This is a genomic window from Bradyrhizobium sp. USDA 10063 (assembly GCF_054063735.1).
Genome location: NZ_JBSSGP010000002.1, coordinates 6,516,123 through 6,538,948 on the forward strand (window position 1 = coordinate 6,516,123; position 22,826 = coordinate 6,538,948).

Here is a 22,826-nt window from a genome sequence, read left to right on the forward strand (position 1 = left end):
CGCGCGATCGGCGCCATGGCATTCGAGGTCAGCGGACGCATCAGGTGGCCGGCCTTTCTGCGCATATGACTAACGGGGGCAGTGTTTCGTTTGAACTGTAATCTACATCACATTGGGCGCCCGACGGGCAATGTACGTTAGAGCGGTTGGCCGGACGGCCAGCAGCCGGAAGCATCCTCCCATCGAAATAAATAATTGAATTTATTTCACTTTTTGGCAAGTTAAATGAAGGCTCGATAAATTAAAAAGGGGGCTCGATTGCACTCGTCCGGCACTGGCGCACGTCGGATCAAAATCTGCTTTGTGCCCGGTTGGACGAAGGCTTCCTGATCACGGTGCTAATGGGCCTCGCACTCGGTGTGCGTGCTTTCGTGTGGTTTCTCGTGATGATATGTGTAGGTTTGCGTAAGGAAATTTGCATTTTTATTAACTGTTTCTGGTGGGGGCATTGAAGTACGCCGGCAAGTTTGGGTCGAGTGGGCTGGATTCTCTTTCCAATTCGCAGGTCGATCTCGATTCGTTTTCGTTCCGCGATGGCCACGCGGACAGTTTTACTGTTCCTGACGCGCATCTTCTATTCTCCGGCGATTTTCACAAATCCGGCAACGATCTCGTTATTTCCGACGAGCTGCATCGCGTGGTGGTGCCCAACTACTTCCACGGCGACAAGCACCCGATGCTGGTTTCGCCCGAGGGCGCGTCGCTGGATCCAAAAGTCGTCGAGGCGCTGACCGGGCACACGGCCTATGCGCAAGCCGGTGCGCCGGCGGCGAATTTAGTCGGCCATATCGCCAAGATGACCGGCAGTGCCAGCGTGGTGCGCAGCGGCGTCACCGTCGAATTGCACAATGGCGATGCGGTCTACCAGAACGATGTGGTGCAGACCGGCAGCGGTTCGACGCTTGGCCTCGTCCTGAGCGACGGCACGACGTTCAATCTCAACGCCAATGCGCGGTTGATGCTGAACGAGCTTACCTATGACGCCTCCAGCAATTCGAACTCGTCGCTGATCACGCTGGTGCAGGGTGCCGCGAGCTTCGTCGCCGGCCAGGTCGCCAAGACCGGCGACATGAAGGTGGCAACGCCGATCGCGACCATGGGCATCCGCGGCACCGCGGTTATTCTCGACATCTCGTCGGCCGATGGCACGGTGTCGATCTCGGTGATCGACCAGCAGGATAACCAGGTCCATGCAGTGCAGGTGTTCAACACGCGCGGCGTCTTGATCGGGACGGTGACCAGCAATGGCAGCATCCTGACTCTGACGCCGACCGCGGCCTTCGAGCTGATCGCGCGGGAGAGCGCCAAGACGCTGGCGCAGATCGCGCAGGAATTCGCAACCTTCCAGGCGGTGCTCAATACCTACGACATCCAGAAGGCGATCGACCCGAACCTGCCGCAGCACACCGAGAACAACGCCAATCCGCAGACGAAATTTGCGAACATTGGCAGCTCGACCTCGCCCAATTCACCGGGAACCGAATTCCGCTCGGCGCTCAACACCAACGTCACCAACACCGGCAACACCGGCACCAGCCAGACCTTTTCCGTCCTGATGGGCACGGACAACGGAACAGGCATCGGCGGCACGTCAAATCAGGCGTTGTTCGATCAGGGCATCCCCGGGCAGCAGAACGACCAGAACAACCAGCCTACCGGGCCGCAGCCGTCGATCCCGTTTGTCGTCAATCCGCCAACGGTTACCAGGATCTCCACCATCAGCGATGGCGATCATTTCGGGCCGGTGATGAGCGCCGACGGTCAGTTCGTCACCTACGACCCTGACGGCGTCATCTATCTGTTCGACCGTGCGACCGGCGTCACCACCGTGATCTCACCTCCCGGAGGCATCTATGGCTCGCCGACCATCAGCTCGGATGGTCACTCCGTCGTCTATCAAAGCTCCAACGGCGTCATCTTTCTCTACGACAACGATCCGTCGTCGCCGCAGTACCACACGACGATACAGATCGGCGTGGGCACCTCGCCTGCGGTTAGCGGCGACGGCAGCAGGATCGCGGTCGAGAACGGCGGCAACATCACTGTCTACGATCGGCAGGGACACATCCTCACCACGATCACACCCGCCGATGCCGGCACCGGCGGATCATTGCTGAAGCCGGCGATCAGCGCTGATGGCCATGTGGTTGCGTTCTGGGGGGCCGACCCCGGAGGCAGCTCGGGCCATCTCTACGTCTATGATCAGTCGACCGGGGTCATCAGCGCGATCGCGGACACCTCGCAGGGGGTCGGGGCGAGCGCCGCCTCGCTCAGTGCCGATGGACGCTATGTCGTCTATCAAAGCGCCGATGCGAACGGGCATTCGGAAATCTACCTCTACGACCTGCAGACCCACCAGATCGTCTTCCAGACTTCGAACCCGGGCGGCGGTAGCTATAACCCCGTCATCAGCCCTGACGGTCATTTCATCATCTTCGCGAGTGACGCCGCGCTGACCTCGAACGACCACAATGCGGTCGCCGATACCTATGTGGTCAATCTCACCGATCCTGCCCATCCGACGATCACGCTGGTCTCGACCGCGGCCGATGGAGCGTCGGGTAACGCCGCGTCCAACCTCGGCGCAACCATCAGCGCCGGTGGTCTGTTCATCGCGTTCGGCAGTAACGCATCGAATCTTTCCACCGCGGACGGGCCCGGCGGCGATATTTTCGTGGTCGATCCGAGTTCCGGCCGCAATGCGATCGTCGAGCAGACCGCCAGTTCGGGTTCGGTTCTGACGACCAGCGGAAAAGTCGGCATCACCGGGGGAATCAACGACGTCTCGCTCTCCGTCACCGACGCGGCGGGCAATCCGACCGGTTACCTGCAGGCGAGCTTCAGCGCCGACGGCAATTTCGTGAACTGGACGTTCGCCGAGAACAAATCGGATTTTGCCTCGCTGGTCTATGGCGATACGGCGACCCAGCAGTTTCTGATCAAGCTCACCTATAGCGGCGGCACGACGACGATCCCGATTACGATCGGCGTCCACAATGCTGTTTCGCCGACCATTCCGGCGGCGGACGCCCCTCCGGTCGTCCATAGCGCCACGCTCGCAGTGTCCGAGGGCGGCGTGGTGCTGTTGACGCCGGCGAACATCAACGTCACCGACCTCGACGATTCCAGCTTCACCTTCACCGTCACCAATGTCACGCACGGCAAATTCCAGGTGTTGGGTGGCGAAGGCTGGATTGATACCGCCAGTTTCACCTCGGCCGACCTCGCCGGCGGCCACGTCCGCTTTGTCCATGACGGCGGCGAGGCCGCGCCGACCTTCTCGATCCAGGCCAATGATGGTGAAACGTCCTCAAATGTGAAGGTGGGCGGCGTCACCTTCACCAATGTCAACGATGCGCCGGTCGCGTCGCCGGTGACGTTGGCGAACGGCACCGAGGACGCGCCCTACGTCATCCATGCTGCCGATTTGCTGGCGGGCGTGAGCGACGTTGACAGCCAGTCGCTGTCGATCACCGGCGTCGGCATTGCCTGCGGCGGCGGCAGCCTCGTCGACAATCACAACGGCACGTGGACCTACACGCCGGCTCCCGGCTATGCCGGCCTCGTCAGCTTCACCTACACTGCTTCCGACGGCACGTTGAGCGCGAGTTCGACGGCAAACCTGACGCTCGACTGCGAGACAGCGGTTGCTCCGATGCTGACGGTTGGCGCGAACGTCACGTTCGAGCCGACCGATGGCGCAGCGTTGCGAACCTCGCTCGAGCTGCATGCCGGAGACACCGTCACGTTCGAATGGAATTTCACTACCGACGATTACCTGCCCTACAAGGATTTCGCCTTCGCGACCGTCAACGGCGCGGCGTTCCTGCTTTCGAATATCGCCTCGACTGGCAGTTACGGCTCGACCGGCTGGCACACGTTCAGCTACACGGCGACCGCCGACGGCACTTACACCATCGGCGCCGGCGTGATGAACGACCAGGACACGCTGGTCATGTCCTATCTCGCCGTCGATGACATCGAGGTCAACGGCACCGTCGTCGAGAGCTTTGAGAACGGGCTTTCGGACAGCACTACTGTCGGCAACGTGAATGTCGTGACCAGCGCCCACAGTCAGCACGGCCCGACGCCGATCCTGCCGACCGACGGCAGCTACGAGGCGTTGCTCACGTCGCACGGGATTCCGGAGAGCCAGGTCGAGGATTTCCTCGGTCTCAACCCCGGCCGGCTCGCCGATGTCGGCCAGGCCGAAGGGCCGGAGCACACCCCGATCATCGTTCCGATCACCGTTTCCATCGCCGGAGACACCCATCCCGACGAGACCTATGTCACGATAAAAGGCGCCCCGGTCGGGTCGATCTTCAACCACGGTGTCTACGACGCCGTCGATGGTAGCTGGCGGATCGAGGCCGCCGATCTCGGCGGCAACCTGACCCTCACGACGCCACTGGGCTATTCCGGCACCTTTGAGCTGATCGTGACCGCCACCAGCGTCTTTCACAGCAGCCACGCCTCCGCAACCACGCCGGAGGAAACCCAGGTCGTGGTCGTCGACGACGTCAACTCCGACCAGGCGATCACGCCGGTTTCGGTCACCGTGCACTCGCCCGACGGTTACGACTTCAGCGCGTTCTATGATGACCTGGCGGCGAGCCAGTTCGCCACGGCCGACGAGAACGGCAATCACGCCTTTGTCGTCAATACCGCCAAGGGCATCACGTTCGAGATGATCGGAAGCGGCTACAGCGTCGATCCACAGACGGGTGTCATCTCCAACATCATCAACGAGATCGATATTTTCGGCACGACCGACCCGAGCCAGGCGACGCCAGCGCATCGGTTGGTCAGCACCCTTGGCTGGAACATCCACGTCCAGGCCGCCGTCAATCCCACCGGTCAGGATGTTCCATCCGATCCAGTAGTCCAGTCCACAGGACTCGGCACCTTCGACTTCAGCGCCGTTGCTTTCAACTATATCGGCAGCAGCGGCCCCGACGTGTTCCTCGCCGGCGATCATCCAGACGTCTTCAACGGCCTTGGCGGCGGCCCGGTCGGTGACACAGTGGATTACTCGCACGCGAGCGGTCCCATCAGCGTCAACCTGCTCACCGGTGCCACCGCGGGCACTGCGGCCGAAGGCGATCTCTTCTCCTCGATCGAGAACCTGCGCGGCACCGCTTTCGACGACGTGTTGACCGGCGACGGCCACGACAACACCCTCTTTGGCGGTGCCGGCAACGACATGCTCTTCGGTGGTGCCGGCAACGACACGTTCCTCTTCAAGCAGAATGCCGGCGGCGTCAGCCACGACACGATCGGCGACTTCACGCCGGGCGAGGACAAGATCGAGCTGGACTACGCTGCGTTCGATCCGAACTCTCAGGAGAGCTTCAACGCCTGGTTCCAGGATCACGTCGCGGCCGCGTCGAACGGCCATGACGTGCAGATCGTCCTCGACGGCAACGATCACAACACGATCCTGCTGAAGAACGTCACGCTGGCCCAATTGCATGCCAACGACTTTATCCTTCCGCCGGGCAGCGTCTGACCGACGGCTCGCACGCCTGGTTGCACCGCACCCTAAAAAACTCCCGGCGTGATCAAACGGCGCGGGCGTGATATCGAAGCGGCATGAGGCGGCTGAAGGCATTGCAAAGGTGGTTCAAGCGGCGCTTCGGTTATGCGCGGCTCGCCTGTCTTGCGCTGTTGGTCGGCTTTGCCGCGCTCAGGGTCTTCGATCCGCCGGCGGTCGAGGAGCTTCGGGTCAGGACGTTTGACGGTTTCCAGCTCATCGAGCCCCGGGTCAAGACGATCAGGCCGGTCACCATCGTCGATATCGACGAAAAGAGCCTGTCCGAGCTTGGCCAGTTTCCCTGGCCGCGCACGCGGATCGCCGATCTCGTCGCCGGCCTGACCCAGCTCGGCGCTGTCGTGATCGCCTTCGACATCGTGTTCTCCGAGCCCGACCGGCTCAACCCGGATGCCGCCGCCGAGACCATTCGCAACCTCGATGGGGAGACCAAGGCGAAGCTGCGGGCGCTGCCGAGCAACGATCAGATCCTGGCGGATGCAATGGCCAAGTCGCGCGTCGTGCTGGGCGCCTCCGGCCTGCCGTTCGTGACCGCCGAATTCGACAAGTCGCTGCCGCTGACGCCGCTTGCGATGAAGGGCGAGGAGCCGCAGCCCTTCATGTTCGATTTTCCGGGCCTGCTCCGCAACGTCCATGTGCTGGAGGCGGCGGCCGCGGGACGCGGCCTGTTCACGATCAAGCCGGAGCGTGACGGCATCGTCCGCCGCGTGCCGATGATCATGCTGGCGCAAGGCGCGACCATGCCGTCGCTGAGTTTCGAGGTGCTGCGGGTCGCGACCGGTTCCGGCACCGTGCTGATCGATACCGACAAGGCCGGCATCAAGAGCCTCTCGCTCCGCGGCCTGCGGATTCCGACCGATCACAACGGCCAGCTCTGGGTGCACTTCGCCCCTGCCGATCCCTCGATCTACGTCTCGGCGGTCGACCTGCTGCACGGGCGCGTGCCGGCGGAGAAGGTCCAGGGCAAGCTGGTCCTGATCGGCACCTCGTCGGTCGGGCTGAACGACATCAAGACCACGCCGGTCACGCCCGCGATGCCAGGCGTTGAGATCCATGCCCAGGTGCTGGAGAGCGCGCTGAGCGGAGCAAGCGTTTCGCAGCCGAACTACGGCATCGCATTCGAGTTCGGGACCGCGCTGGTGTTCGGCCTGCTCGTGATCGCGTTCGCCCCGTTGTTCGGGCCGATCACGCTGGTCGGGCTCGGCGCGGTGTTCGCGACCGCGCTGATCGGCACCTCCTGGTACTTCTACACGCAGCACCGGCTGCTGATCGATTTCACCTATCCCTTGATGTCGACCACGGCGATCTATCTCACGCTGATCTTCTCGAGCTTCGTCCGCGAGCAGCAGCAGCGGAAGCAGATACGCGGCGCCTTCGCCCAGTACATGTCGCCCGCGCTGGTCGAACAGCTTGCACAGTCGCCGGAGAAACTCGTGCTCGGCGGCGAGGAGCGCGAGATGACCATCATGTTCTCCGACGTCCGCGGCTTCACCACGATCTCGGAATCCTACAAGCAAGATCCGCAAGGACTGACCGCCCTGATGAACCGCTTCCTGACGCCGCTCACCAACGCGATCCTCGCCCGCAAGGGAACGATCGACAAATATATGGGCGACGCGATCATGGCGTTCTGGAACGCGCCGCTGGACGACAAGGAGCACGAGATCAACGCCTGCGATGCGGCGATCGACATGCTCGAGCGCATCGACGAGCTCAACAGACTGCGCAAGGAGGAGGCCGACGCCGGCGGCCACGTCTATATCCCGCTCAATGTCGGCATCGGCCTCAACACCGGCGTCTGCGTGGTCGGCAATATGGGCTCCGACCTGCGTTTCGACTATTCGGTGCTCGGCGACAGCGTCAACCTCGCCTCGCGCCTCGAAGGGCAGTCCAAGGAGTACGGTTTCCCGATCATCGTGGGGTCGAAGACCGCGCTCGCCGCGAAGGAGAAGTTCGCGATCCTCGAGCTCGACTTCATCATGGTCAAGGGCAAGAAGGAGCCGGAGGTGATCTACGCGATCGCCGGCCGCGAGGACATCGCGCAGTCCGGCCGCTTCCAGCGCCTGCGCAATCTCACGATCGAGATGCTGGCCTGCTACCGCGGCCGCGACTGGCAAGGCGCGCTCGCCGCTATCGAACGCGGCCGCAAGACCGACGAGGGCCATGCGCTGGAACGGTTGTACAATCTCTATGAAGCGCGCATCCGCCATTTCCTCGAGAGCCCGCCTCCAGAAGACTGGAACGGCGCGTTTGCATTGCTGACGAAGTGACGCGCTGATGTTGTAGGGTGGGCAGAGCCCAGCGTGCCCACCATTAAGAGCAACGCAAGAAAAGGTGGGCACGCTGCGCTTTGCCCACCCTCATATGGGGCTTTGTGAGTCAAGGCTCTTGAACCGGTGCGGGTTGGGTTTTTGCAGTGAGAGGGCGGCGCGCGGAGCCATGCGTAGCGCAGCGCGACGACCGGGCCCCGGGCGAGGATTGGCTTCCGAAGATTTCTGCAGCTCACTGCATCACCTCATATCCGGTCGGATCGGCTGATCCGTACCCACATTCCGCATGCTTGCGGCGAGGAAGCCAAGAGGATGAGACCCATCTACAAAGCGGCCTGGTTGGGCCCCTGGGTGGCACGGTCATCATCCATCCTGTACGGGGCGCGCGGCGCGGAGCCGCCTCGCCCTGGTGGCGTGGTCCGGTGCTAGGCCTTCATCACGGCCTGCTCCGGAACAAGGCCGGTGGTGAGATAGCGCCACAGCGCCACGATCAGCTTGCGCGCCAGCGCGACGATGGCGATGCGCTTGGCGCGCTTGCCGGCGTTTTCGGTGCGGGTGCGGAACCAGCGGCTGAGCGCGCTGTCCGGCTGATGGCGCAGCCAGAGCCAGGCCAGTTCGATCGTCTTGTGGCGGGCGCGCCGGTTGCCGGCCTTGCTGATCCCCTGCTCGCGATCGATGCTGCCGCTTTGCCAGGGACTGGGCGCCAATCCGCAATAGCTGGCGACCTCGCGCCGGTTGCGGAAGTCCTTGTAGAACACCTCGTTCACCAGCGTCGCGGCAAACGCCGGGCCGAGCGCCTTGAGCTGCTGCAACTGATCCCGTCGCTTCGCCATCGGCGCCGGCGCCGCGGCGGCTTCCGCCGCGACTTCTGCCGCGACTTCTGTAGCGACTTGGGCCTGCTCCAGCGCCTTGAGCTGGTCGCGCACCAGCATCAGCCGGGCATGCTCGCGCTTCACTTCGGCCAGAAGCTGCGGCGGCAGCGGCTGCCCTTGCCAGTCCCGCTGCTGCTCCAGCCAGGCGAGCCAGGTCCGTCGTCGCAAGGTGCCGGCCGCCATGCCCAACAGGCGCAGCAGCGCCTTGATCCGGTTGGTGTGCCCCGTCTGCTCCTTCACCAGTCGTTCGCGTTCGCGGCTGGCGCGCCGGGCGTCCTCCTCGGCCACGCTCGGCACCCGGACGATCCGCACCACCCGCGGCTCGCCTCGCAAATGAGCCATCAAGGTGCGCAGCAGAAGCTCGCCATCGATCCGGTCTGTCTTCGCCCGCCGCGCCCGTTGCTCCACCGCGATGCTCGCCGGGTCGAAGATGAAGTTGGTGATCCCAGCCGCCGCGAGCAGCCGGTGCAGCCAGAAGCCGTCATAGCCAGCCTCGTAGCAGCTCACCACCCGCGGCGCCGCTCCAAGCTTCGCAGTCGCCCGGGCCTTGACCTGCTCGATCAGCGCCAGCAGCCCGGCGTGATCGCCGCCTTCCAGCTTGTGGCGCGATATCCGGTCCCGATCCGGACTGTGCAGCGTCACCAGCCACGTCTTCTGACTCAGTTCGATCGCAACGAAAATCGTGCCACAATGCCCGGCGGTGGGCGTGTTCTTGGTCAATGCTTGCATCAGACTCTCCGATGGTTCGAGTGTGGAAACCCAAACCTACCGGAAAGGGCGCGCTCACCGCCCCATGGAATCTACAATTCGTGTCCCTACTGCAGCCCGATTTGCGTCAGGTCCTGGAACCAGTGCTGCGCCTGCACGAACGTCTTGACCTTGGGCGACAGCGCATGCGGGTTGGTGTCGTGCACCACCCACACCAGCGCCGCGTCGTCGACGATCAGCGCATGCGCCTGCGCCAGCAGTTCGTCCTGCTTGGTGGTGTCGAAGGTCTGCTTGGCCTCGTCGATCAGCGCATCGACCTTCGGATTCTTGTAGCCGCCCCAGTTGACGCCGACAGGCGCGATCTGGCCGGAATGGAAGAAGCGCACGATCGCGTAGAGCGGGTCGGAGGTCACATAGGCGATGTTGTTGGCGGTGATGCCGGCGTTCATCTCGTCGGCCGCGCCCTTGCGCCAATGCGTATACAGAGTCTCGAGCTCGACCACCTTGAACTCGACGTCGATGCCGATCTCCTTGAAGCTTTGCTGCAAGAACTCGTTCATCGGCAGCGACAGCATCTGTCCGGTGCCGCCCTGGGCGATGATGAAGGTCGTCTTCAGCGGCTTCTCCTTGGAGTAACCGGCCTCCTGCACCAGCTTTCTGGCCGCGGCGAGATCATATTTGATGTCGAAGGTCGGCTTGCCGAACCATGGGCTCGACGGGTCGACCTGTCCCTTGGCAGGTTTTGCCAACCCGTTCATCAGCCCGACCACGGCATCGCGATCGATCGCGAGGTTGAGCGCCTTTCGCAGGCGGATGTCGGTCCAGGGCGAACCCGGCAGCACGCTCAAGTGATAGTTCCAGACATGCGGGGTGACGTTGTCGACGATCTTCATGCCGGCGGCTTTGAGCTGCGGTACGGCGTCCGGCGCCGGCGTCTCGATCAGGTCGACCTGGCCCGCGAGCAGCGCGTTGGTGCGCGTCAATGCCTCCGGCATCGGGATCAGCACCATCTTGTCGACCTTGGGGAGCCGCTTCTTGTTCCAGTAGTCTTCGTTCTTGGTGAGCTCGGCAAGTTCACGCGGCACCAGCTTGGTCAATTTGAACGGGCCGGTGCCGGAGGGCTGGCTTGCGAACTTGTCCCAGTCCTTGCCGAGCTTTTCATATTGCGCGGGGCTCGAGACCAGGAGCCAGAGCATCTGGTAAGGGAAGAAGGAGTCGACCGTCTTGGTCGTGATCTCCACGGTGAAGTCGTCGATCTTGGCGTAGCTCGCGACCGAGGGCAGGCGGGTCTTCACCTGCGCGCTCTGCCGCTTGTCGAATTGCGGCGCCTTGTCGTTCAGCACCTTGTCGAGATTCCAGATCACCGCGTCGGCGTTGAAGTCGCTGCCATCATGGAACTTGACGTCCTTGCGCAGCGTGAAGCGCCACTTCGTCTTGTCCTTGTCGTCGACCTTCCACTCTGTGGCGAGGCCGGGCACCAGTTTGCCCGGCCGGTCGGCCACATCCATCTCCCAGGCGACCAGGGGATCGTAGATCGTATAGGCGGTGAATTGATAGGCACCGGCGCCGCGATCGGGCTGGCCGGTCGTGAGCGGGATGTCCGCCATCGAGATTCCGTAGCGCACCACGGATTCGGCCTGCGCCGGCTTGGCGCTCCAGCCTGCACCGATGGCAAGCGCCAAAGCAGCTACGAGAATCGAATGTCGGGTGCGCATGTTACTGAAGCTCCGTTGACGTATTCCGAATACCTGATGCCAACGTGCAAGCTTGATGCCAGAATAGGCACATCTTTCCGTAGTGGGGTACAGACTGGGAGGAATCGACGCATCCAGGGGCGATTTTCCGCAGAACTATTCCCCTTGGCACAGGCATTGCATACGATTGCCCAACAATTAATCACCCGAAGTTGAAGAAGGGACCTTTGCGATGCGTACTGAGAAAACCAAAACGATAGCGCTGGCCGCGGCGCTGGCGATTGCGCTGGCGGGCCTGCCGCGCGCTGCCGGCGCCGAAACTGTGCTGCGCATCGGCATGACCGCTGCCGATATCCCGCGCACGCTCGGACAGCCCGACCAGGGCTTCGAAGGCAACCGCTTCACTGGTTTGACGATGTACGACGCGCTGACGATGTGGGACCTGTCGTCGGCCGACAAAGCGAGCGTCGTGATTCCCGGCCTTGCGACCGAGTGGAAGGTCGACGATGCCGACAAGAAGAAATGGATCTTCAAGCTGCGTCCCGGCGTCACCTTCCATGACGGCTCGCCGTTCAGTGCCGATGCCGTTGTCTGGAATGTCGACAAGGTGCTCAAGCAGGATGCACCGCAGTTCGATCCGAGCCAGGTCGGCGTCACCGCCTCACGCATGCCGACGCTGGCCTCGGCCCGCAAGATCGACGACCTGACGGTCGAACTCACCACCAAGGAGCCGGACAGCTTCCTGCCGATCAACCTGACCAATCTGTTCATGGCGAGCCCGGCAAAGTGGCAGAAATTCTACGACACTGCCGAGGGCGCCGACGCCAAGGCGAAATCGCAGGCTGCCTGGGCTGCGTTCGCCAGGGATGCCTCCGGCACCGGTCCGTGGAAGATGACAAAATTCACGCCGCGCGAGCGGCTCGAGCTCGCCAAGAATGCGGCCTATTGGGACAAGGCGCGCGTTCCGAAGGTCGACAAGATGGTGCTGCTGCCGATGCCGGAAGCCAATGCGCGCACCGCGGCGCTGCTCTCCGGCCAGGTCGATTGGGTCGAGGCGCCGGCGCCGGACGCGCTGCCCGAGATCAAGCAGCGCGGCTTCGTGCTCTACAGCAATGAAGAGCCGCATGTCTGGCCCTGGCAGTTCTCCCGCATCGAGGGTTCGCCCTGGAACGACATCCGCGTCCGCAAGGCCGCCAATCTCTGCGTCGACCGCGAAGGTCTGCGCGATGGCCTGCTTGCCGGGTTGATGGTGCCGGCGACCGGCACCTTCGAGCCGGGCCATCCCTGGCGCGGCAAGCCGACCTTCCAGATCAAATATGACAAGCCTGCCGCGCAGAAGCTGATGCAGGAAGCGGGCTATGGTCCGAACAAGAAGCTGACGGTGAAGATCCAGACGTCGGCCTCAGGTTCCGGCCAGATGCTGCCTTTGCCGATGAACGAATATCTGCAGCAGGCGCTCGCCGAATGCTATTTCGACGTGCAGCTCGACGTGATCGAATGGAACACGCTGTTCACCAATTGGCGGCGCGGGGCCAAGGACCCGACCGCCAATGGCGCCAACGCCACCAACGTCACCTATGCGGCGATGGACCCGTTCTTCGCGCTGGTGCGCTTCCTGCAGTCGTCGATGGCGCCGCCGGTGTCGAACAATTGGGGCTATATCAACAACCCCAAGTTCGATGAACTGGTGACCAAGGCCCGCCAGAGCTTCGATCCTGCCGCGCGTGATGCGGCGCTCGCCGAACTGCATGCGGCCTCCGTCGACGATGCGGCGTTCCTCTACGTCGCCCACGACGTCGCGCCGCGCGCCATGAGTGCGAAGGTCAAGGGCTTCGTGCAGCCGAAGAGCTGGTTCGTCGACTTCTCGCCGATCTCGATGACGCAGTGAGGTTGACGCTACTCTATCCTTCGTCATGCCCGGGCTTGACCCGGGCATCCACGTCTATCCGCTTGCCCCAGTCATTCCGGGGCGCCCACAGGGCGAACTCGGAATGACGAAGCAAAGAAGGACGTGGATGGCCGGGACAAGCCCGGCCATGACGGATGAGAGACACACGCACTAATCAGAGTAACGCCCGTGTTTGCCTATATCGCCAGACGCATCGTCTACGTGATCCCGATCGTCATCAGCGTCGCGCTGGTGTGTTTCCTGCTCGTGCATATCACGCCCGGAGATCCGCTGGTCGCGGTGCTGCCGGCCGACGCCTCGCAGGAGCTGGCGCAGCAATTGCGCACCGCCTATGGCTTCGACCGTCCGCTGCCGGTGCAGTTCGGGCTGTGGCTGTGGCGCGCGGTACATGGCGATCTCGGTCATTCCATCGCGACCGGACGGCCGGTGCTGTCGGAGGTGATGCGCGCCGTCGGCAACACCGTGACGCTCGCGATTTTTGCCGCGCTGATCGGCTTCACACTTGGGCTGTTGTTCGGGCTGATCGCCGGCTATTTCCGCGATAGCTGGATCGACAAGCTCTCGACGTCCTTTGCGATCGCCGGCGTCTCGGTGCCGCATTACTGGCTCGGCATGGTGCTGGTCATCATCTTCTCGGTGCAGCTCAACTGGCTGCCCGCGGTCGGCGCCGGTCCTGGAGGTTCCGGCGCGTGGGCCTGGGATTGGGACCATCTTCGCTATCTGATCCTGCCCGCGGTCACGAGCTCGGTGATCCCGATGGGCATCGTCACCCGCACCGTGCGCGCGCTGACCGGCGATATCCTCTCGCAGGATTTCGTCGAGGCTCTGCGCGCCAAGGGCCTGCGCGAGACCAACGTGTTCCGCCACGTCGTCAAGAACGCAGCGCCCACCGCGCTCGCGGTGATGGGATTGCAGCTCGGCTACATGCTCGGCGGCTCGATCCTGATCGAGACCGTGTTCTCCTGGCCGGGCTCGGGACTGCTGTTGAACTCCGCGATCTTCCAGCGCGACCTGCCGCTGTTGCAGGGCACGATCCTGGTGCTGGCGCTGTTCTTCGTGCTGCTCAACCTCCTGGTCGACATCGCGCAGGCCGCGATCGACCCGCGGATCAAGCGAGGCTAGCGCGATGATGAGAATGGATCGACTGCCAACCAGGACGGAACTGCGCCCCCTCTCCCACTTGCGGAAGAGGGTTGGGGCGAGGGTATCTCCGCGATGGGGTTATCCGTGTGGAGAGAGCCCTCACCCGGCGCTGTTCGCCGACCTCTCCCGCAAGCGGGAGAGGTGAAATGAGCACGATCACCGATCTCGCACTGCAAGCAGCCCCCGCGACGAAGGCGCGCGGCTATTGGGCAACCGTCGGTCGCCGCATCATGCGCGACAAGGTCAGCATGGCCTGCGCGCTCATTCTGATCCTGATCTTTGCCTCCGCATTGTTCGCGCCATGGCTCGGGCTTGCCGATCCCTACCAGGGCTCGATGATTCGCCGCCTGCGCCACATCGGCACGCCGGGCTACCTGCTCGGGACCGACGAACTCGGCCGCGATATGCTGTCGCGTCTCGTCTATGGCGGACGGCTGTCACTGATCATCGGCATTCTGCCGGTGATCTTGGCCTTCGTAATCGGCACCGGGCTCGGGCTGATTGCGGGCTATGTTGGCGGCAAGCTCAACACCGCAATCATGCGCACGATCGATGTGTTCTACGCCTTCCCCTCGGTGCTGCTCGCGATCGCGATCTCCGGCGCGCTCGGCGCCGGCATCGTCAACTCTATCGTGTCGCTCACCGTCGTGTTCGTGCCGCAAATCACCCGCGTTGCCGAAAGCGTCACGACCGGCGTGCGCAACATGGATTTCGTCGAGGCCGCGCGCGCCTCCGGCGCTGGCCCGCTCACCATCATGCGCGTGCACATGCTCGGCAACGTGCTGGGCCCGATCTTCGTCTACGCGACCGGCCTGATCTCGGTGTCGATGATCCTCGCCGCGGGTCTTTCGTTCCTCGGTCTCGGCACAAAGCCGCCGGAACCGGAATGGGGCCTGATGCTGAACACGCTGCGCACCGCAATCTACGTCAATCCCTGGGTCGCGGCGCTGCCCGGCGTGATGATCTTCGCGGTCTCGATCTGCTTCAACCTGTTGAGCGACGGCATGCGCAGCGCAATGGACATCCGGAACTGAGGCATGAGCCAGATGACTGAACCCGTTGACATGCTTGCGCCCGTTGAGGACGTCGGCGGCGCCGCGCAGCCCTTGCTCGAAGTCAAGGGCCTGACCAAGCATTTCCCGGTGCGCGGCGAGCTGTTCGGCAAGCGCAAGACCGTACGCGCGGTCGACAATGTCTCCTTCGCAATCGGCAAGGGCGAGACCGTCGGCATTGTCGGCGAATCCGGTTGCGGCAAGTCGACCACCGCGCGACTCCTGATGCACCTGATGAAGCGCGACTCCGGCGAGATCATCTATGACGGCATGCAGGTTGGTCGCGCGCTGTCGCTGCGCGAGTTGCGCCGCGGCATGCAGATGGTGTTCCAGGACAGCTACGCTTCGCTCAATCCGCGCCTCACCATCGAGGAATCCATCGCCTTCGGCCCGAAGGTGCATGGCATGGCAGATGCTGCCGCCCGCACACTCGCACGCGAGCTGCTCGGCAAGGTGGGCTTGCGGCCCGAAAACTTCGCCAACCGCTATCCCCACGAAATCTCCGGTGGCCAGCGCCAGCGCGTCAACATCGCGCGCGCATTGGCGCTGTCGCCGCGGCTGGTAATCCTGGATGAAGCCGTCTCCGCGCTCGACAAATCGGTCGAGGCGCAGGTGCTCAACCTGCTCGCAGATCTGAAGCGCGAGTTCGGACTGACCTATCTCTTCATCAGCCACGACCTCAACGTGGTCCGCTACATCTCCGACCGCGTGCTGGTGATGTATCTCGGCGAAGTCGTCGAGCTCGGCCCGGTCGACAAGGTCTGGGATCAGCCTGCGCATCCCTATACGCGCGCGCTGCTGGCGGCGATGCCGTCCTCCGATCCGGACAAGCGGACCGAGGTGCCGCCGATCTCGGGCGATCCGCCGAACCCGATCGATCCGCCGCCGGGCTGCCGGTTTCACACCCGCTGCCCGTTTGCGGAGCCGCTCTGCGCAAAAGCCACTCCACAACTGACCATGCTCGATAGTACGGGTCATCAGGCGGCGTGCTACATGGCCATTCCGGGCTCGGGGCACAGCCGCGCACCGGCAAGGGAGGAAGAGGCGGCATGACGAAACCCAGTCCGAAAGAAGCGATGGCGATGGCCGACGTCGCGGGCGTGCCCGTCGACGGCGAAGTGGCGGCGCGGATTTCCAATTCGATCAGCCCGGCCTTTGCCGGCTTCGCGCCGATCGCCGGCACGTTGCCGTTCGATCTCGAGCCCGCGAGCTTCCTGCTGGCGCAGACCGCGAAGGTGTCGAAATGAGCGCCGAACTCGCTTTGATGTCGCTGACGGCGGTCGCGAAGGCGATTGCCGAGAAGAAAGTCTCCTCGCGCGAGGTGACACGAGCCTTGCTGCACCGCATCGCGGAGTGGCAGCCCAAGCTCAACGCCTTCATGGCGATCGAGTCCGAACAGGCGCTTGCCGCCGCCGATGAAGCCGATGCGGAACTCGCAAAGGGCAGGAGCCGCGGCGTCCTCCACGGCGTGCCGCTCGCGCACAAGGACATGTATTACGAGGCCGGCAAGGTCGTGACCTGCGGCTCGCTGATCCGGCGCGACTTTGTCGCCAAGACCACGGCGACCTCGCTGCAGCGGCTGAAGGATGCCGGCTCGCTCCGGCTCGGCTCGCTGCAGATGGTCGAGTTCGCCTACGGTCCGACCGGCCACAACGTGCACTACGGCCCGGTCCATAATCCCTGGAATGTCGATCATATCACCGGCGGCTCGTCCTCCGGCTCCGGCTCGGCGGTCGCAGCAAGGCTGACCTTCGCGGCGCTGGGGTCCGACACCGGCGGTTCGATCCGGATGCCCGCGCATTTCTGCGGCGTCACCGGGTTGAAGACAACCGTCGGCCGCGTCAGCCGCGCCGGCGCAATGCCGCTATCGCAATCGCTCGACACCGTCGGGCCGTTGGCGCAGACGGCTGAGGATTGCGCGCTGCTGCTCGGCCTGATGGCGGGTAGCGACCCCGAGGATCCGACCGCCTCGACCGCGCCGGTGCCGGACTATCTGGAAGCGACCAAGGGGAGGCTGAACGGCCTCAAGATCGGCGTGCCGACCGCGTTCTATGTCGACGATCTCGATGCCGAGGTGGCGCGCATCCTCGACGAGACCATCGCGGTCCTCAAGCGTGAGGGCGCCGAGATCGTCAAGGTCGAGTTGCCCGACCAGCGCCAGCTCAGTTCGGCGTCCCAGATCGTGCTCGCCGCCGAGGCGGCGGCTTTCCACAAGCGCTGGATGATCGAGCGTCCGCAGGATTACGGCCCGCAGGTGTTGATGCGGCTGCAGAACGGACTCGCCGTTCCCCGCCGTCAGCTATCTCGAGGCGATGCGCTGGCGCGGCCCGGCGCTCGCCGCCTACAATGCCGCGGTCAGCAGCGTGGACGCCGTGATCGCGCCCGCAGCGCCGGTGCCGGCCCCAACGATTGCCGAGAGCGACGTAGGCAATGGCCCTGGCGCCGAGGCGGTGATCCAGCGGCTGACGCGCTTCACCCGCCCGGTCAACTATCTCGGTCTGCCGTCGCTGGCGGTTCCCGCGGGCTTCACCCGCGCAGGGCTGCCGGTCGGCATGCAACTGATCGGCCGCTCCTTCGAGGAAGCGACGCTGCTCCGCATCGGCGCGGCGTTCCAGCGGGCAACCGATTTCCACGCGAAGGTTCCGAAGCTCGTATGACCAATCTTGTCGAAATCCGGGATCTCAACATCCGCTTCACCGGCGAACGCACGGTGCACGCCGTCAACGATCTGAGCCTCTCGCTCGGTGAAGGCGAGGTGCTCGGCCTGCTTGGCGAATCCGGCTCCGGCAAAAGTGTCACGCTACGCGCGCTGATGCGGCTGTTGCCGAAGAAGCGGACGCAGATCTCGGGTAGCGTCAAAGTGCTGGGACAGGACGTGCTGTCGATGGACGACGAGGCGCTGTCGAATTTTCGCGGCCAGACCGTCTCGATGATCTTCCAGGAGCCGGCGCTCGCGCTCGATCCGGTCTACACCATCGGCCGCCAGATCGCGGAAACCGTGATGCGGCACGAGGGCAAGAGCGAGCGCGAGGCGATGGCGCGCGCGCTCGAAATGCTGGAGGTGGTGCGCATTCCCTCCGCCAAGCGCCGGCTTGAATCCTATCCGCACGAGATGTCAGGCGGCATGCGCCAGCGCGCGATGATCGCGCTCGCGCTCGCCTGCAAGCCGAAGATCCTGCTCGCCGACGAGCCGACCACCGCGCTCGATGCCACCGTCCAGATCCAGATCCTGCTCCTGCTGCGCGAATTGCAGCGCGAGTTCGGCATGTCCGTGATTTTCGTGACCCACGACATCGGGGTTGCGATCGAGATCTGCGACCGCGTCGCCGTCATGTATGCCGGCCAGATCGTCGAGCAGGGCAGTCTCCGTGGCATCGTGCGGTCCCCGGTCCACCCCTACGCCAAGGGCCTGTTGGCCTCGACCATCCATGGCGCCAGGCGCGGGGAGAGACTCGAGACAATCCCGGGCACGCCGCCCTCGCTCGATCGTGCGCCGACCAGTTGTTCCTTCGCCCCACGCTGCAGCCTGGCGCAGCCACGCTGCTCCGAGCATTTGCCGCCCGCCGTGCGGGTCGCGCCGGACCGCATCGCGCGCTGCGTCCTGGCCGAGCCGGCTGTTGCCACGGCGTAACACCAGCGGCCGTCATTAACCTTCCCGGACCTACCAGTTGCGTGGTGCGGAACTGCGCTAAAATTAACGCAACCTGAATGTGCCTGACGCGACATAAATAGACGCTGGCCGCAAACATCGGTAAAACTAAACCATTACTTGACCCTTTTTACAGAGATCAGAATTCATGGCAGCCGCTCCGGGCGTCCGGCGTTCCGAACTCGGCGATGCGCTGCGCGCCTGCCGGGCCGCTTTCATCGGCGTCGGCCTGATGAGCTGCGTGATCAACGTTCTGTATCTGACCGGCTCGATCTTCATGCTGGAGGTCTACGACCGCGTGCTGCCGAGCCGCAGCGTGCCGACCCTGGTCGGCCTGGTCGTGCTCGCCGGCGGTCTCTACATCGCGCAGGGCGTGCTTGATCTCCTGCGCGGGCGGATCCTCGGACGGATCGGCACCTCGCTGGACGAGGCGATCAACGCGCGGGTGTTCGAGACCATCGTGCGCCTGCCGCTGCTCATGGGCAACCGCACCGAAGGCCTGCAGCCGCTGCGCGATCTCGACAATGTCAGGTCTTTCCTCGGCAGCCAGGGACCGGGCGCGTTCTTCGACCTGCCGTGGCTGCCGCTCTATATGGCGATCTGCTTCGCCTTCCACTGGCTGCTCGGCGTCACCGCGCTGGTCGGCGCGATCATCCTGATCACGTTGACGCTGATCACCGAGTTCATGTCGCGCAGCCCCGCCAAGGAGGCGATGACGCTTGCCGCCCGTCGCAATGATCTTGCGGCGGCGAGCCGCCGCAATGCCGAAGTGCTGGTCGCGATGGGCATGTCCGGTCGGCTGCGGCGGCGCTGGAGCGAGGCCAACGAGAATTATCTCGCGGGCAACCAGCGCGCGAGCGACGTCGCCGGCGGGCTCGGCGCGGTCGCCAAGGTGCTGCGCATGATGCTGCAGTCCGCGGTGCTCGCGGTCGGCGCCTATCTCGTGATCCACCAGGAGGCGACCGGCGGCATTATCATCGCGGGTTCGATCCTGAGTGCCCGCGCGTTGGCGCCGGTTGATCTCGCGATCGCGCATTGGAAAGGGTTTGTCGCCGCGCGGCAGAGCTGGCAACGTCTCAACCGGCTATTGCAGCAGATGCCGCAGGCCGGCACCCAGACCCTGCTGCAGGCGCCGACCAAGCGGCTGTCGGTCGAGGCCGTCTCGCTTGCCCCGCCGGGCGACCAGCGGGTGATCGTGGCCGACGTGACCTTCGCGCTGGAGGCCGGCAGCGGCGTCGGCATCATCGGTCCGAGCGGCTCCGGCAAGTCGTCGCTGGTGCGCGCGCTGGTCGGCGTCTGGATGCCGTTCCGCGGCAAGGTGCGGCTCGACGGTGCCGCGCTTGATCAATGGTCGCCGGACGTGCTCGGCCGCCACGTTGGCTATCTGCCGCAGGATGTCGAACTGTTCGCAGGGACAGTGGCGCAGAATATCTCTCGCTTCGATCCCGAGGCGAAGTCGGACGATATCATCGCCGCCGCCAAGGAGGCCGGCGTGCACGAGATGATCATCAAGATGCGCGAGGGCTACGACACCCAGGTGGGCGAGCAGGGCGCGGCGCTGTCGGCCGGCCAGGCGCAGCGGATCGCGCTGGCGCGCGCGCTTTACGGCAATCCGTTCCTGATCGTGCTGGACGAGCCGAACTCCAATCTCGACAGCGAGGGTGACGAGGCGTTGACGCGGGCGGTGCGCTCGTCGCGTGAGCGCGGCGCGATCGTCGTCGTGGTGGCGCACCGGCCGATCGGGATCGAGGGCGTCGACCAGATCCTGGTGCTGAAGGAAGGCCGCATGCAGGCCTTCGGCCCGAAGGAAACCGTGCTGGCGCAGGTGCTGCAGCCGCGCGTCGCCCCGGCGCCGCCGATCAAGATCGTCTCCGATGCGGGAGCCAAATCATGAGCGAAGAATTGCGCGGGGCGCAGCGCTCGATCCGGCTGCATCTGGTCATCGGCCTCGTCGTCGTGCTGGTGGTGGCCGGCGGCTTCGGCGGCTGGGCCTCCACTGTGCCGATCTCGGGCGCCCTGATCGCGCCGGGCTCGGTGGTGGTCGATTCCAACGTCAAGAAGGTGCAGCACCCGACCGGTGGCGTGGTCGGCGAAGTGCGCGTGCGCGACGGCGACCTCGTCAAGACGGGCGACATCGTGGTGCGATTGGACGAGACGGTGGTGAAGGCGAGCCTTGCGATCGTGGTCAAGACGCTCAATGGGCTCTATGCGCGCGCCGCCCGTCTGGAAGCCGAGCAGCAGGGCCGTGACAAGATCGTCTTTCCGAAGGCCTTGACCGACCGCGCCGACGATCCCGACGTCCGCGACGTCATGGCCAGCGAAACCAAGCTGTTCGAGGTCCGCGTCAACGGCCGCACCGGCCAGAAGGCGCAATTGCGCGAACGCGTCACCCAGCTCAACGAGGAAATCGAGGGCCTGAGGGCGCAGGAGGTCGCGAAGGACAGAGAGATCGAGCTGGTGCAGAAGGAGCTGATCGGCGTCCGTCAGCTCTTTGACCAGCATCTGGTACAGCTCACGCGCCTCACCACGCTCGAGCGCGACGCCGCGAGGCTCGCCGGCGAGCGCGCGCAATATATCGCCGCCCGCGCGCAGTCCAAGGGCAAGATCACCGAGACCGAGCTGCAGATCATCCAGGTCGACAAGGACATGCTGGCCGAGGTCTCCAAGGATCTGCGTGAGACCAACGACAAGATCGGCGAATTCGTCGAGCGCAAGGTGACCGCGGAAGACCAGCTTCGCCGTATCGACATCCGCGCGCCGCAGGACGGCATGGTGCTGCAGTCGACGGTGCACACCGTCGGCGGCGTGATCACGGCCGGCGACGCCATCATGATGATCGTGCCGCAGGCCGACGATCTCTCGGTGGAGGCCAAGGTCAATCCGCAGGACATCGACAAGCTGCAGATCGGCCAGAAGACGCTGTTGCGCCTCTCTGCCTTCAACCAGCGCACCACGCCGGAGATCAACGGCGTCGTCACCCGCATCTCTGCCGACGTCAGCACCGATCAGCGCTCGGGGCAGAGCTTCTACACCATCCGCGTCTCGATGCCGCCGGACGAGGTCAAGCGCCTCGGCGACGTCAAGATCATCCCGGGCATGCCGGTCGAAGCCTTCGTCCAGACCGGCGACCGCACCATGCTGTCTTACTTGATGAAGCCCCTGAGCGACCAGTTCATGCGCTCGTTCCGGGAGAAGTAATTTTTCGCACGGTTCCACAGCGGGGCCTCATCCTTCGAGACGCCGCTCCGCGGCTCCTCAGGATGAGGGGATGGGCCTGAATGACGGGATAAGCCCGACCCTCATGGTGAGGAGCCGCGAAGCGGCGTCTCGAACCATGAGGCCACAGGCGCAGCCACGCACGCCTCCTTACCGCGACAAGTTCTGCAGGAGCAAATTCAGCGCTGCCTTCGCGAACGCCTGCATGTTCGCTTGCCTCTCGCTGCTGCCGGTCTCGAGCGTGATCACGGCTTCCACCGGCCCCGCGACCGCCATGCAGCTATGGCCCGCAGCGTCGCCATAGCGGTTGCCTGCCGGTCCCGTCGCGCCGGTTTCCGAAAGGCCCCAGTCGGTCGCAAGCCGCGTGCGGATCTGGCTCGCGAGCAGCTTTGCGTAAGGTTCCGACGCCGAGCGGATGCCTTTCATCGCCTCATTGGGAATGTCCATCAGCACCCGCCGCGCGTCGCGGGTGTAGATCACGCCGCCGCCGATGAAATAAGCGGAGGCGCCGGGCACGGCGAGCAGCGCGGCCGAGATCAAGCCGCCCGTGGAGGATTCCGCCACTGCAATCGTCTGCTTCCGCTCGATCAGCCTGGCTGCAATCTTTTCCGCAATGGACACCAGCTCGTTCATCGGCTGCCTTTCTTGTTGTTTGCCATGAAAATTCTCTGGGGCGTCCTGCCTTCCTAGCACACCAGTTCGGCTCCTGCCGAGTTGCGGGCCGGGGGCCAGGCTGCTTGAATGCTGATCAATCGACGCGGC

General features: G+C 64.2%; 13 protein-coding genes and 1 pseudogene. 11 read left to right on the forward strand and 3 right to left on the reverse strand.

The genetic code is table 11. From position 1 onward, the window contains the following. The first annotated feature begins 448 nt into the window (after window positions 1-448). Together ACVJGD_RS32780 and ACVJGD_RS32785 are read left to right on the forward strand one after the other, a co-directional pair. Entirely contained in the window at window positions 449-5,509 is a 5,061-nt protein-coding gene (locus ACVJGD_RS32780) for a cadherin-like domain-containing protein (RefSeq protein WP_456638083.1), read from the forward strand. Between the two features lie 83 nt (window positions 5,510-5,592). Next, on the forward strand, window positions 5,593-7,821 hold the full coding sequence (locus ACVJGD_RS32785) for a CHASE2 domain-containing protein (protein ID WP_456638084.1): 2,229 nt from the start codon (window positions 5,593-5,595) through the stop codon (window positions 7,819-7,821). 425 nt (window positions 7,822-8,246) lie between these two features. Here ACVJGD_RS32785 and ACVJGD_RS32790 read toward each other — a convergent pair whose 3' ends face one another. After that, the gene (locus ACVJGD_RS32790) at window positions 8,247-9,422 is read right to left on the reverse strand and encodes an IS110 family RNA-guided transposase (RefSeq protein WP_456632918.1); all 1,176 of its coding nucleotides are present in this window, start codon (window positions 9,420-9,422) and stop codon (window positions 8,247-8,249) included. Between the two features lie 86 nt (window positions 9,423-9,508). Then, a complete protein-coding gene (locus tag ACVJGD_RS32795) occupies window positions 9,509-11,116 on the reverse strand; it encodes an ABC transporter substrate-binding protein (protein ID WP_456638085.1) in 1,608 nt (535 codons plus the stop codon). Window positions 11,117-11,327: 211 nt separating this feature from the next. Here ACVJGD_RS32795 and ACVJGD_RS32800 point away from each other — a divergent pair, with 211 nt between their 5' ends. From ACVJGD_RS32800 to ACVJGD_RS32840, 9 genes and pseudogenes are all read left to right on the forward strand, one after another. Then, window positions 11,328-12,983, forward strand: coding sequence for an ABC transporter substrate-binding protein (locus ACVJGD_RS32800; protein ID WP_456638086.1), 1,656 nt, complete (start codon window positions 11,328-11,330; stop codon window positions 12,981-12,983). Between the two features lie 189 nt (window positions 12,984-13,172). Continuing rightward, window positions 13,173-14,126, forward strand: coding sequence for an ABC transporter permease (locus ACVJGD_RS32805; protein WP_456638087.1), 954 nt, complete (start codon window positions 13,173-13,175; stop codon window positions 14,124-14,126). Window positions 14,127-14,293: 167 nt separating this feature from the next. Next, a complete protein-coding gene (locus ACVJGD_RS32810) occupies window positions 14,294-15,181 on the forward strand; it encodes an ABC transporter permease (protein WP_456638088.1) in 888 nt (295 codons plus the stop codon). 12 nt (window positions 15,182-15,193) lie between these two features. Next, entirely contained in the window at window positions 15,194-16,252 is a 1,059-nt protein-coding gene (locus ACVJGD_RS32815; RefSeq protein ID WP_456638089.1) for an ABC transporter ATP-binding protein, read from the forward strand. Beyond that, a complete protein-coding gene (locus ACVJGD_RS32820) occupies window positions 16,249-16,446 on the forward strand; it encodes a hypothetical protein (RefSeq protein WP_454621577.1) in 198 nt (65 codons plus the stop codon). Before ACVJGD_RS32815 ends, ACVJGD_RS32820 begins: the two co-directional genes overlap by 4 nt. Continuing rightward, window positions 16,443-17,856, forward strand: a pseudogene (locus ACVJGD_RS32825) (amidase). The gene ACVJGD_RS32820 and the pseudogene ACVJGD_RS32825 overlap by 4 nt, the downstream one beginning before the upstream one ends. Further along, window positions 17,853-18,830 (forward strand): ABC transporter ATP-binding protein, encoded by a 978-nt coding sequence (locus ACVJGD_RS32830; protein WP_456638090.1) that lies wholly within the window; start codon window positions 17,853-17,855, stop codon window positions 18,828-18,830. The pseudogene ACVJGD_RS32825 and the gene ACVJGD_RS32830 overlap by 4 nt, the downstream one beginning before the upstream one ends. A 166-nt stretch (window positions 18,831-18,996) precedes the next feature. After that, window positions 18,997-20,742: a type I secretion system permease/ATPase gene (locus ACVJGD_RS32835; protein ID WP_456638091.1), complete on the forward strand. Its 1,746-nt coding sequence runs from the start codon at window positions 18,997-18,999 to the stop codon at window positions 20,740-20,742. Further along, window positions 20,739-22,046 carry an HlyD family type I secretion periplasmic adaptor subunit gene (locus tag ACVJGD_RS32840; RefSeq protein WP_456638092.1) on the forward strand — a complete coding sequence of 436 codons (1,308 nt, stop codon included), beginning with the start codon at window positions 20,739-20,741 and terminating at the stop codon, window positions 22,044-22,046. The genes ACVJGD_RS32835 and ACVJGD_RS32840 overlap by 4 nt, the downstream gene beginning before the upstream one ends. 168 nt (window positions 22,047-22,214) lie before the next feature. On the opposite strand, the gene ACVJGD_RS32845 is transcribed toward ACVJGD_RS32840, so the two are convergent. Further along, window positions 22,215-22,697 (reverse strand): CinA family protein, encoded by a 483-nt coding sequence (locus ACVJGD_RS32845; RefSeq protein WP_456638093.1) that lies wholly within the window; start codon window positions 22,695-22,697, stop codon window positions 22,215-22,217. Window positions 22,698-22,826: the final 129 nt, after the last annotated feature.